This window comes from Cohnella kolymensis (assembly GCF_000829465.1).
Taxonomy (GTDB): Bacteria; Bacillota; Bacilli; order Paenibacillales; family Paenibacillaceae; genus Cohnella; species Cohnella kolymensis.
Genome location: NZ_JXAL01000001.1, coordinates 660,120 through 673,201, shown reverse-complemented (window position 1 = coordinate 673,201; position 13,082 = coordinate 660,120). Strand labels below are relative to the sequence as shown.

Genomic DNA, 13,082 nt, shown 5'->3' with positions numbered 1-13,082 from the left:
ATAACGAAGTAGAAATTATATGTGGCAAGTTTATCAAAAATAGAGAGAGAGAAGTCATATTTTTTGTCAAACTATTAGGTTAGGAGGTATTTAAATTGACTGAACGAGAAGGAGCACAAACCTATCAATTATGGGTAAAAGCTTGGAATGAGGATGCTTCAGTACTCGATAAAGTGACCGCTCCCGATTGTGCTGTCCATCAGGCAAGAACCGATGGTAAATCTAAGGATGATCGAAAAGGAGCAGAAGCATTAAAGGGAATAATCTCGGATGGTTGTGCGTTTTTCAAAGATGTAAAAATGGATATCGAGGTAGGTCCAATTGTAGATGGACCCTACATTTTTCTTCTAGAGCGTGGCAAATTCAAAGACTATTGGGTATCTTCCGATGGTGTACATTTAATGTAGCAATTAGGGATGTTTAGTTGACCCGCTGTATCACAAAAATGGCGTTCAAATTGTCAGCCAATTTGAACGCCATTCCGCATTTACATCACTCGCAGGTTATGATGACTTGTTCTTCTTAATTGCTATTGCAATAGTTACCGCCATTCCGCCCCACAGGAGGATGGCTCCAAAGAGAAACATACCGATCGCGCCGCCGCTCATGCTTTGAATACCTCCCGTTCATGTGGCTCCTTGTGCCAGGAGAAACCGTACGTTAAGATCACACAAGCTATAACAGAAAGTATCAGGCTGCCCCACCCGAATGTCAGCAGCGCGTGATCCGGATATCCTTCATACGCCTTAGAGAACTCCAACTCAAAGTTCTTATAGGTCATAAACAATAGAAACAGCGGCGTGACGAATTTAATCATCACATCCCACCAGGCTCCGATCCGATAATCGGATACAAGATTGTTTTCCTCCCGAATTCGGCTCAATTTATAGAGCCAACCGAGCATGAGAACCTCCAATAGACCCGAAATGACGATACCGAAGCTGTTGATGAAATGATCTACAATGTCCAAAACCACAAGCCCCGCACCGGTTACATAGATCAAACTGACAAACGCGCAGATGCCTACTACCCAATTGACGGCAGCTTTACGTGTCATGCGGAATTTATCCATAACTGCGGCAATCAAAACTTCGATAATGGAAACGAGCGAAGTGAATCCCGCGATAATTAAGGACAAGAAAAACAATGCGCCGAAAAATCCATTCATCCCGGGGAAAGCGTTGATGATTTTTGGGAATACGACGAACGCCAGTCCTACGCCGGCCGCGGCAACGTCTTTAACATCGCTTCCACTCGTTGCAGCCATGAAGCCGATAGCGGCAAACACCCCGATCGCCGCGAGAAATTCAAAGCCGCTATTGCTGAAAGCCATGATAAAGCCGCTATTGTTAACCTCCATCTTTTTGTTCATGTAGCTGCTATAGGTTATCATAATCGCGAACGCTACCGATAAACTGAAGAAAATTTGACCGTAAGCCGCAATCCACACGCTATACCATTCCGGGTTTGTTCCGCCGAGGAAGCCGGGAAGAATCTTTGCAAAGTCAGGCGTGAACAGGTGATTCAATCCTTCGGCAGCCCCTTCAAGCGTTACAGCACGGATGACGAAAAGGATCATGATGACCCACAAAATAGGCATGAAAATAACGTTTAGCTTTTCGATCCCTTTTTTAACGCCTTTGTACAGCACATAGTAGGTAAAACCCATACAGCCAGCAGTGGTAACAATACGCGCCATTGAATGCCGCCAAAGTTCCATCCGCTTGCTGTGACCACGTCATCGGGAAGACCCAGATGAGTGCCGAATAGAAACGCCTGAGTATCATCGCCCCAAGCCAAGTTAAACGAATAGAAGAAATAGGCGAATGCCCATGCGATAACGGCCACGTAATAAGTTGTGATAACGAAGCAGATCAACGACTGCAGCCAACCTAACCATTCAAATCTCTTAGACAGACTTCTGAGGGAATACGGTGCGGATCCGCCACCCAGACGACCGATGCCGAATTCCAACAAGAGGATCGGGATTCCCGCAGTCAAAAGCGCAAAGAAATAGGGGATCAAGAATGCTCCGCCGCCGTTCTCATACGCCACATAAGGGAATCTCCATATATTTCCCAGACCGATAGCCGAGCCTGAAGCCGCTAGTATAAACCCGACTCTGCTGCCCCACTGTTCACGTTCCATCTCCATAACACTCCCAACCGAATTAATATAGATGCCCGTTCGCTAGACAATTTCATGTAAAGAGACCGGCCCATCAGCTCCTTTCACGCAAAATTGACATAAAAAGCCAATGTAAGCAGAAAAGCCACGGAAGTAAAATTTTAAAGGTGCGATGTATGCGCTTTCGCAATAGAACAGTAGTGCCCCAGCAATATATGTATTTGATAAACTATCCCCAAATTCCTCCTTTATACTTCTATTTCACCTGAGCACAAAGATCTAAAACTAAACGGGCTGTAATTGGCGCCTCCTTATGCTCGTTAATATCATCCGAATGGCGTGGCCCTAGTGGATTTTTCTGTGACTAACTGCTCATCTATGATAAAAAAGTCCCTCTCTTCAGGTCCTATGAAATCTTGCTCATGTCGCCTAAGGAAAAATCTTCTAATATGAATGAGCTATCTGCTGTTCTTCGCCATTCTGGCAGTAAGCACGCTTCCCTTCACCGCTCAAGCGTCATCCCCGGACGAGAGAGTTATCGTTCATTTTAAACATAAGAAAGACAAAGACCTGATATTGAAGAAAAACGGTAAGATTCATCGGGAATTTGCAAATGTTGAAGCGATGTCCGTGTCCTTGACTGCGGAAGCCATTCAAAGCTTGACCAACGATCCGAATGTACAATTTATTGAAAAAGATCTGATCGTGCACGTGCAAAGCCAGACCGCGGACTGGGGCATCGCTCAAACGAAGGCACCGAAGGGCTTGGTCATCGAACTACACGGGAAAAGGCGTTAAAATTGCGGTAGTGGATACAGGAATCGCCCCGCACGAAGATTTGAGCGTTACGGGTGGCGCATCTTTTGTTTCCTATACCGCTTCGTATGCCGATGATAACGGCCATGGCACACACGTGGCCGGCATCATTGGAGCCCGGAATAACACCATTGGCGTAGTCGGCATTGCTCCGGATTCCAGTATCTATGCGGTAAAAGCGCTCGACTACGACGGATCCGGTTATCTGTCGGATATCATTGCAGGAATCGACTGGTCGATTACGAACCGCATGGATCTGATTAACCTCAGTCTCGGCAGTCCGCAGGATTCATTGACGCTGCATCAAGTCGTCGATAAAGCTTATAGCAACGGAATACTGGTCGTCGCTGCCGCCGGCAACAACGGTACGGCTAACGGAAGCGGAGACACGTTGGAATACCCGGCTCGTTATGAATCGGCTATCGCTGTCGCTGCTATTGACTCCACTAACCAAAGGGGGTATTTCTCGGCAACTGGAAGTAAGGTAGAAGTGGCCGCACCAGGTGTTAACGTCACAAGCACCTACTTGAACAACAGCTATGCGACAATGAGCGGGACTTCCATGGCTACGCCTTACGTGACGGGAAACCTTGCGCTGATCAAGCAGGCGAATCCGACACTCTCGTATACGGCACTTCGCTCGAAGCTTGATCAAACCGTCGTTGACCTCGGTGCGGCCGGCAGGGATACATGGTACGGCTATGGTTTGATTCAGGCGCCATATGGTTCAGTCACATCTCCGCCGGCTGCTATGACGACGAGCACGAAAGTGTCCACGAACAAAAGTCTTTATATAACAGGCGAAGGTATTAATTACGGTAAATGTTAAGGACGCGAATGGCCTTGCTTTGTCCGGAGCTTCCGTAACGGTTAACATTACCACGCCGACCGGCTCTGTCCTTACAGGCAGCGCAGCCACCTCCACGAATGGACAAGTCGTTTTCAGCATGGGAACAACGATTTACAGTGCGACAGGGACCTATAGGGTAAAAGCAACAGCTAGCAAGACCGGTTATACTTCCAGCTCAGCATTGACGTCGTTCACACTTTTCTAATAGCATGAGCAGAAGCGGCCATTTTCGGCATCATACCGGGAAGCGGCCGTTTTGTATTACCGGGTATTACTTTTGAAAAAACGAGTTATTCGGAGCATAGGCAAGGAACATTTCGAACGCCGTAAGGTCTCGGAATGTTATTGTTACTATAATACGACCTATAACGGCAATCGCCTTCATATGCTGTTTTCCCTCACAACTCGTGTTCGTTATACTTAAGAAGACAGATGATCAGAACAAAATTGGAGGTTTTCTAGTTTTGACTTACATCGAGATCCTCGGGCGACGGAGTGAAATATTGAAACGGAATATCAGCCATTTGATGTTGAAAAAGAACAGATGCGGATTGGGTGGACAAGAGAGCAATTTATATCAATCGATGATTAAAGAGCTTCATCAGAATGAATATCAACTGAATGCCGTGAGAAACCAATCAAATTAAGAAGCTGCTCGTTATAAAACGCTGACCGCAAGAGGTCAGCGTTTTTTTGATTTGAAACAAAAGAAATGATCACGACTGTTATTGGCGGGTAATAACATAAAAGGTTAATATGGTATACTTCAAACGACACTTTCATTTTTAAAGGAGCTTTGTTGGTGGAGACTGCATTACTGGGTAGTTTTATATCGGCGATGGCCACCGTTCTGGGCGCGGTTCCTTTGCTGTTTATTAAGAAGCTGTCCGAAAAGTGGAAGGACGTCCTCATCGCTTTCACGGCGGGGATCATGGTGTCCGCATCGACATTCGGGCTTATGCCTCAGTCCATTAAAGAAGGCGGTATTATCGGACTGACCGTCGGATTTTTAATCGGGATTATTACTCTGGATATCATAGAGAGAAACATTCCGCACATCGATGTGGAGAATGACTCCGGGCTGAGCTCTTTTGACAGCAAATCTTTACTGGTCATCATAGCGTTATTCATCCATAACATTCCGGAAGGGCTGAGTACGGGTTTCAGTTATGCCAGCAACAATGCAGGATTAGGCCCGATGGTGGCGATTTCGATCGGCGCTCAGAACATGCCGGAAGGACTGGTGCTGGCCGTATTCCTTCTGAACTCGGGTCAACGTAAGCTGAAATCTTTACTGATCGTTGCCCTGACAGGCTTAATGGAGATGCTGTCTGCGTTCGTCGGATATTTTACGGCCAGTTACATTCAATGGGTGATCGGCTTCGGATTATCTTTCGCGGCAGGCGCCATGATGTTCATCGTATATAAGGAACTGATTCCGGAAAGCCATGGTCACGGGTACGAACGGGTATCCACTTATTCGTTTATTGTGGGGCTGTTAGCGATGGTATATATCAGTTTTGTATTTGGCTAGAGGAGTGAGCAGCGCTTGGAAATTACAGAACAGCAGGTCGCCGAGTGGATGGTACAAGAAATCAAATTCAGAGGGATCCTTCATCAAGCTGATGCGATTGAATACATAAGAAATCATTTCGGCGAAGAGTTTGTTTTTGTGAATGAGAAGGGGAATGCGTCGCTGTCCAAAGAGGTGAAAAAGGCGTTCCGAAAGCTGCATGGCGGTAAAGTCGCTTGGGATCGGGACGGCTTCTTCTGGGGATGGACCTGAATTTTTCAAGAACCTGCTCTTTACAGATTCTTGTGAAATCGTTATTATGTTTTTGCTAACTTGTATACAAGTACACTATTTAAGGAGATCCTGCTGCATGCTGCATTATCCTTCAGAATGGCTGCACGGAGCATCCCTGGGAGACAGGATTGCCAGCGAGCTAAGGCTTCATGTCATTGACGGCACGATTAAAGCCGGTGAAGTCATCTCAGAGAACCGGGTGGCTGCGGTGTTCGGCACAAGTCGTTCACCGGTCAGGGAAGCTCTGAAAGCGTTAGCAAATGAGGGCCTGATCCGTCTGGAGAGAATGGGTGCGGTTGTGCTGGGCCTAAGTGACGAGGACCTTGATGAGTTGTATGATGTCCGTTTTCTCATCGAGAGCTTTGCTCAACAGCGGCTGGCGGCAGTGGACAACGGCAAGTTGCTTGAAAAATTGCGGCAAATGATTGACAAGATGGAGCTCGCCGTAAAGCACGAGGACATGATTGCATTCTCGAACCTGGACTTTAGTTTTCATGAAGCCATTATTATCGAAGCCAAACACGCAAGAATTCAGCATTTGTGGAAAAGCATCCGTCAAATCGTTCTTACTGTGATGCTGATTACTACCGAGGAGGTGTTCTCCCAGGGGGCAGCCAAGCTGAGCATGGTGATCGATAAGCATCGCAAGATTGTCAGCGGTCTTGAGACAAAGGATGTAAACGTGATCCGGAATGTTGTCCAAGATTACTTCGCGGATTCGAAAGTCACCCTGCACAGCAGTTTGTCATGAGTCGAGCAGGCAACTCGTCCCTATTCGCGCTTAACTTGTCGACAAGTATACCAGTTATCGAAATTAAGTATCGGTTTTTTCCAAAATCGGGCACACTAGTAAACGTCCTATGACATTAACAGAAGAAATGGAGAAGATTAATCATGAACAGTATTTTCGGCCTCAGTCATAATCTGACGTTAATTATTTGGGCATTGGTCTGTATTGTGTTTCTTGTCGTACTTATCGCCAAATACAAATGGAACCCGTTCGTTACATTGCTGATCTCTTCGCTCCTTCTCGGTTTTCTAGCCGGAATGAGCTCACCGGATATTATTAAAGCGGTAACCAGTGGATTAGGCGGCACATTAGGCACAATTGCCATCGTAATCGGACTCGGTACCATGCTCGGTAAAATGATGGCGGAGTCCGGCGGAGCCGAACGGATCGCCACCACGCTCGTCGATAAATTCGGCGAGAAGCGTGTCCATTGGGCGATGATGATCGTCGGATTTGTTGTAGGGATACCGGTGTTCTTCGAGGTCGGTGTCATTCTGTTAATTCCGATCGTGTTCATCGTAGCGCGTAAAACAAAGATGTCCTTGCTGCAGATCGGGATACCGGTATTAGCCGGCCTATCTACCGTTCACGGGCTGGTGCCGCCGCATCCGGCTCCAATGATTGCCATTGAAGCATACGGTGCGGATCTTGGCCGCACGATTCTGTATTCGATTCTTATCGGTTTGCCGACCGCGATTATTGCAGGTCCTCTTTTCGGTAAATACATCGGCAAGCGAATCCAGGTTGAACCTCCGGCCGAGCTGGCCGAACAGTTCGCTTCCAAGGCTACACGTGATCTTCCGGGCTTCGGAATCACGTTGTTTACGATACTGCTGCCCGTTATATTGATGTTAGTAGGGTCGGTGGCTATCATTGCTGATCCGGATGCGACTAACGGCTTTACACAGTTCGCCCAATTTATCGGCCATGAGATTATTGCGCTGCTGATCTCCGTTGTGTTCGCCTTTTACTCACTCGGGTTTGCAAGGGGCTTCAATAAAGAAGACATATCCCGTTTCACAAGCGAGTGCTTGGCGCCTACCGCAACGATCATCTTGATTATCGGAGCCGGCGGAGCGTTTAAACAAGTATTGATAACAAGCGGCGTAGGCGGAGCGATTGCCGAGATCGCAACCCAAGCTAATATCAATATTATTTTGTTCGCCTGGTTTGTAGCTGCGTTAATCCGCGTCGCAACCGGTTCGGCAACCGTGGCAATGACAACGGCGGCCGGTATTGTCGCTCCGGTACTTGCGCTTAATCCCGATGCCAATATTGAGCTGACGGTACTTGCGACAGGTGCCGGGTCGCTTGTGCTGTCGCATGTGAACGATGCGGGATTCTGGATGGTCAAGGAGTTCTTCAACATGACCGTTCCGCAAACGTTAAAATCATGGACCGTTATGGAAACCATTTTGTCTGTGACGGCATTGATCTTTATTCTTCTCCTCAGCACCGTAATGTAAGGGGTAAAGAGCTCGTCAGGAGAGCGAGGGGGTTTATCAGTGAGCAAAGGTTTATATATGATTGGCGTTGATATTGGGACAACCAGCACGAAAGCCGTGCTGTTCGAAGAAGACGGTAAGGTTGTAACTAAGGCGGATGCCGGATATCCGTTATATACACCTACCGCATCTACGGCGGAGCAGGACCCGGACGAAATTTTTCACGCGGTCGTCCGTACGTTAAAGCAGGTAATGATTCAGAGTGAGGCGAGAGCCGATCAAGTAATGTTTGTCTCCTTCAGTTCGGCGATGCACAGTGTGATTGCTGTCAATGCTGACGGCAAACCGCTGACCCGATGCATCACTTGGGGAGATAACCGCAGTGCTGAATGGGCTGAGCGGTTGAAACGCGACATGGGCGGCCATGAGATCTATTTGCGGACAGGTACCCCGATTCATCCGATGTCCCCGCTGCCCAAATTAATGTGGCTGCGCCACGAACACGCGGATTTATTTCAACAGGCGAGCAAGTTTATTTCGATAAAAGAATATGTCCTGGCCAAGCTTTTCAACGAATATGTCGTGGACTATTCCATTGCATCGGCGACCGGGATGATGAACCTGGAGAAATTGGATTGGGACGAAGAAGCGCTGACCTTGGCGGGGGTTAGAAGGGACCAACTGTCAACGCTCGTACCGACGACTTATGCATTAAAGGGGCTGAACCCGGCATTCTCGGCAGAAATGGGGATTGCGCAGTCTACTCCATTCATTGTAGGAGCCAGTGACGGTGTTCTCTCCAATCTCGGCGTCAACGCAATTGAACCGGGGGTCGTTGCGGTCACAATCGGAACCAGCGGCGCCATTCGGACAGTCGTTGACCGGCCGATGACCGATCCTAAGGGTAGAATTTTTTGTTATGCGTTAACGGAAAAGCATTGGGTCATTGGAGGAGCGGTAAACAACGGAGGAATTCTGTTCCGGTGGGTGCGGGACGAGTTTGCGGCTGCGGAGGTGGAGACGCCGGCCGTCTGGGCTTGGATTCATATGATTTGCTGATGCAGATCGTCGAGAAAGTAAAACCGGGCGCGGACGGATTGATCTTCCACCCCTATTTGACGGGAGAACGGGCTCCCTTATGGAATGCGCATGCCCGAGGCTCCTTTTTCGGTTTGACGCTGCAACACCGGAAGGAACATATGATACGCGCCGTGCTGGAGGGCATCATTTTTAATCTGTACACCGTATTGTTGGCAATGGAAGAAAGGATGGGACGTCCTGCGAAAATTCATGCCACCGGCGGATTCGCCCGTTCTGCGTTGTGGAGGCAGATGATGGCGGATATTTTCGATCAGGAAGTGGTCATCCCCGAGAGCTATGAAAGCTCCTGCCTGGGCGCAGCGGTGCTGGGACTGTATGCGGTGGGAAAGACCGACCGCCTGGAGATTGTTGCCGACATGGTCGGGGCGACTCATGCTCACAAGCCGATTAAGAGGAATGCTCAGATTTACCATGAGCTGCTGCCGATTTATATCTCGATTTCCCGCAAGTTTGAAGAGGAATATGAAGCGATAGCGGCTTTTCAGCAGAAGACATGGTGAGAGGCCTCTCCGCTAAAAAAAACACTGACCATGAGGTCAGTTTTTTTTTTTGCTGATTAAGAAAGAGTTAGAAACAGAATTTCGCCGGGTCAATGGCTGCAACAGGTTCACCATTAACGTTCAACCATATGTAGTAATAGTCTACGGAAGCGCCGGTCGCTTGGAACAAGGTGCTGTGAACGGCTTGCTGAGTAGTGAATGTGAGTGCGGCCGTATCCGCAGTCGGCACGGAGACCGGTACACTCAGATTGATCGTCCAATCGTTCTGTGGTTTATAAGCCGCACTGACAGCTCCGGCAATTAACATTTGTGCAATAAATGCAACACCGATTAATGTAAGAACTCGTCTCATTGGTTTCACCTCCTTAGGCTAATTGTTATGCAATTTATCTGCAATCCTGAGAAAAGCGGACACAATTTCCGTGTTAAAATGTGTTCCGCTGCATCGCATGATTTCCTCCAGAGCTTCTTGAACAGGTATTCCTTTGTGATATACGCGATCTGAGGTCATCGCATCGAATGAATCCACTACTGCGATTATGGAAGCAAGCATAGATATCTCTTTGCCTTGTAAACCGTGAGGATAGCCTTGTCCGTCAAATTTCTCATGATGCTGCTCAATGACATCACCGACAATTTTCAGATCAGGCAATCCTTTGTCATACAATAATTGTTTGCCGTGAATCGTATGAGATTTCATAATCTCAAACTCTTCAGAGGTCAGCTTGCCGGGTTTATTTAAAATGTGTTCAGGAACTTTGGTCTTACCGATATCATGGAAAAATGCGGCCAAATTCAGAATAAACATCTCATGTGAAGGCAGCTTTAACTCTTCCCCGACCATCATGGATATAGCTTTGATTCGTTCACAATGGTCTGATGTGTATCCGTCTTTCTCCTCAATACGAACTGCGAGCTCCAGTAACTCCTGATTGACGCTGCTGTAGTTGTGGAAGAAGGGTCTGGACACGACATAAAGAAATTCGGTATCCTGAGCCGCAATGAACATAGCCAGTTCAGTGATCAGATGAGCGGAGATGGAGTCTCCTGATTTGATCGGAATATCACCTTTCGCAGACTATTATTCGTCATGTACTATACGAATTTCTAATATATTAATATAATGTAAACGCATTTAAATCCATTTTTAAGGGAATGTGGCCATGGAAGCGACCCCGGTAATAAATCCAGCTCCAAGTACGGCTCCCAACAAGAAAAAGCGGCGGCGGCGAATTTTATGGGTAAGTGGATTGATACTGCTGCTTTTGCTTGGGATTGCAAGCGGCGCTGCCTATTGGATCGTACGAAGCAGCCTTCCTGTAATCGAAGGGAAAGTGGAAATCGCAGGACTGCAGCATCCGGTTTCCGTATGGCGTGATCAGAACGGAGTTCCGCATATCGAGGCGCAGAATGAGCACGATTTATATTTGGCACAAGGATTTGTGACGGCTCAGGACCGCATGTTTCAGATGGATTTGAGCAGACGCCAAGCATCGGGTCAGTTAAGTGAAGTAATCGGGGAGCAAACTTTGGAACGCGACAAGTTTTTCCGCGCGTTCGGCTTGAAGCGTGCGGCCGAAGCTTCTCTGGCGGCGTATTCTACCGAGGCGAAGAATGTTCTGGAGTGGTATGCCCAAGGCGTTAACAACTACATACAACAAGCGAATGAGTCGGGCTCTCTGCCGGTCGAGTTTCGTATATTGGGATACAAACCTGCGGAGTGGCAGCCTGTGGACTCTCTTGCGATCGGTAAATATATGGCGTACGATCTGGGCGGGCATTGGCAAGGCCAGGCTTTTCGTTATCAGCTTTTACAGACTGTGTCTGAGGACATGGCTCTTGACCTGTTTCCTTCATACCCTGCAGATGGAGCCACAATCATTCAAGCAGCAAAGGACAATCCGGTTGATCTGCAAGCGACGGTTGCGGCCGCCGCGATCCCGGACCCGTTCAACGGCAGTAACAACTGGGTCATTTCGGGACAAAAATCCGCATCCGGTAAGCCTATGCTTGCCAATGACCCCCATTTGGGCTTGAGCACGCCGTCTATCTGGTACGAAACGCATCTTCAAGCTCCTGAGCTGAATGTGAGCGGTGTGATTTTCGCCGGGGTCCCCGGTATTATAGTTGGCCACAATGAGCATATCGCCTGGGGCGTCACGAATGTGGGGCCGGATGTTCAGGATTTGTATATCGAGAAACGGAATCCGAACAATCCCAATGAATTTGAATATATGGGCAAATGGGAGCCGGCTACTCTCTATAACGAACAAATCAAGGTTAAAGGCGCGGCCGCGGTTGAGTATCAAGTGGCTGTGACAAGGCACGGTCCGATTATTTCGGAGTTCGCCAAGGATAATCAACAAGACACGGCCCTAGCGTTACGATGGACAGCACTTGATGCGACGACCGAGCTTGAAGCCGTGCAACGGTTCGGCAAAGCACGCAATTGGGAGGAGTTTAAAGAGGCGTTGACGTATTTCGAGGCTCCTGCACAGAACTTCGTCTTTGCCTCGGAAGACGGAACCATTGCTTACAGAGCAAACGGCAAAATCCCGATCCGAAAAAAAAGGCGACAGCATGGTTCCCGTGCCTGGTTGGACGGATGAATATGAGTGGACAGGATTTATTCCATGGGAAGAGCTGCCCACCACCGTAAATCCGCCTAAAGGGTATATTTCCACCGCTAATAATAAGGTTATCGATGACAGCTATCCGTACCACATCTCCAACAGTTGGGCAGAGCCGTACCGTCAGACGCGCATACAGCAAGTTCTGGATAGTAAGCCGGTGCTGCAGATGGAAGATCTCCAAAAGCTTCAATTCGACCGGCATAATCTATTGGCGGAGGAGTTTCTGCCGGGGATGCTGTCAGCGGTTGAGAAAAACGGTTCTCTGCGTCCGTTGGACCAGGAAGCTGTGAAGCTGTTGAAGGCTTGGAATAAGCAAGATGATCCGGATCAAGGCGGTCCCCTTCTGTTCGCCCTTTGGATCGCTCAGCTTGAAGAGGTTGTGTTCAAGCCTGAAGTGACCGACGATATGATGAAAATGTTCGAAGACAAGGCGATCGTTCGGGATGAGCTGCTGCGTAAGGCGCTGGAGGGTAAGCCTGGTCCGTGGATTAGCAACAAAGGCGGTATCGAGCAGGTTGCCTATCTTGCCTTTCAATTAGCGGTAGATGAGGCGGTTGATCGCCAGGGTAAGAAACCGGCAAAGTGGAAGTGGGGAAAGTTCCATCAGGTTAAGTTCGCCCACCCGCTTGGTGCGGTCAAACCGCTGGATTTGATTTTTAATGCGAAAGCCGTCGCTATGGGCGGCAGCCGGGTCACTGTCGGAGCAGCCGGCTGGGATAATGAAACGGGCGAAGTGACTCATGGCGGAGCCTGGCGCACCGTGATCGATCTGGCTAACCCGATGAAATCGTATAATGTGGTAGGGCCAGGCCAATCCGGACATCTGCTCAGTCGTTGGTATCACGACCAGATAGACGAGTGGACAACGGGAAGCTACCACGAAACGAATATGGAACAAAGCAAATATCGTGGGGCAGGGTACCGCTTGCAGCTCATTCCGCAGTAAAGCGGACCCGCAATAGATACAAGAATCGAGTGCAAACTGGCAGCAGTTTGCACTCTTTGTTTGTTAA

The 13,082-nt window shown here is 48.4% G+C and carries 10 protein-coding genes and 3 pseudogenes; 9 read left to right on the top strand and 4 right to left on the bottom strand.

The features are described from left to right. Positions 1-95 precede the first annotated feature (95 nt). Entirely contained in the window at positions 96-407 is a 312-nt protein-coding gene (locus tag SD71_RS03205; protein ID WP_041059320.1) for a hypothetical protein, read from the top strand. 96 nt (positions 408-503) lie between these two features. Here the strand turns inward: SD71_RS03205 and SD71_RS23450 are convergent, their stop codons facing one another. Together SD71_RS23450 and SD71_RS03200 are read right to left on the bottom strand one after the other, a co-directional pair. Further along, complete coding sequence (locus tag SD71_RS23450; protein ID WP_152619316.1) at positions 504-608, bottom strand: MetS family NSS transporter small subunit; 105 nt, start codon at positions 606-608, stop codon at positions 504-506. After that, a pseudogene (locus SD71_RS03200) lies at positions 605-2,148 on the bottom strand (sodium-dependent transporter). Before SD71_RS03200 ends, SD71_RS23450 begins: the two are co-directional and overlap by 4 nt. A 432-nt stretch (positions 2,149-2,580) precedes the next feature. Between SD71_RS03200 and SD71_RS24650 the strand changes: the two are divergent. The 7 genes and pseudogenes from SD71_RS24650 (at position 2,581) to gntK (ending at position 9,436) form a co-directional block, all read left to right on the top strand. Continuing rightward, positions 2,581-2,925 (top strand): hypothetical protein, encoded by a 345-nt coding sequence (locus tag SD71_RS24650; RefSeq protein ID WP_235426968.1) that lies wholly within the window; start codon positions 2,581-2,583, stop codon positions 2,923-2,925. Between the two features lie 10 nt (positions 2,926-2,935). Continuing rightward, positions 2,936-3,772, top strand: a complete 837-nt coding sequence (locus SD71_RS24645) for a S8 family peptidase (protein WP_235426967.1) — start codon at positions 2,936-2,938, stop codon at positions 3,770-3,772. Positions 3,773-4,595: 823 nt separating this feature from the next. Then, positions 4,596-5,327: a ZIP family metal transporter gene (locus SD71_RS03185; RefSeq protein WP_041059314.1), complete on the top strand. Its 732-nt coding sequence runs from the start codon at positions 4,596-4,598 to the stop codon at positions 5,325-5,327. A gap of 15 nt (positions 5,328-5,342) precedes the next feature. Further along, the gene (locus SD71_RS03180; RefSeq protein ID WP_041059310.1) at positions 5,343-5,579 is read left to right on the top strand and encodes a DUF6953 family protein; all 237 of its coding nucleotides are present in this window, start codon (positions 5,343-5,345) and stop codon (positions 5,577-5,579) included. Between the two features lie 100 nt (positions 5,580-5,679). Next, a complete protein-coding gene (locus SD71_RS03175) occupies positions 5,680-6,351 on the top strand; it encodes a GntR family transcriptional regulator (protein WP_041059804.1) in 672 nt (223 codons plus the stop codon). Between the two features lie 143 nt (positions 6,352-6,494). Further along, complete coding sequence (locus SD71_RS03170) at positions 6,495-7,856, top strand: GntP family permease (protein WP_041059307.1); 1,362 nt, start codon at positions 6,495-6,497, stop codon at positions 7,854-7,856. 39 nt (positions 7,857-7,895) lie between these two features. After that, positions 7,896-9,436: pseudogene (gene gntK, locus SD71_RS03165) on the top strand (gluconokinase). A 67-nt stretch (positions 9,437-9,503) separates the two neighbouring features. Here the strand turns inward: gntK and SD71_RS03160 are convergent. Beyond that, entirely contained in the window at positions 9,504-9,788 is a 285-nt protein-coding gene (locus SD71_RS03160; RefSeq protein WP_041059304.1) for a hypothetical protein, read from the bottom strand. Positions 9,789-9,806: 18 nt separating this feature from the next. Continuing rightward, on the bottom strand, positions 9,807-10,445 hold the full coding sequence (locus tag SD71_RS03155) for an HD-GYP domain-containing protein (RefSeq protein ID WP_052475884.1): 639 nt from the start codon (positions 10,443-10,445) through the stop codon (positions 9,807-9,809). Between the two features lie 154 nt (positions 10,446-10,599). Here SD71_RS03155 and SD71_RS03150 point away from each other — a divergent pair. After that, positions 10,600-13,015, top strand: a pseudogene (locus SD71_RS03150) (penicillin acylase family protein). Positions 13,016-13,082: the final 67 nt, after the last annotated feature.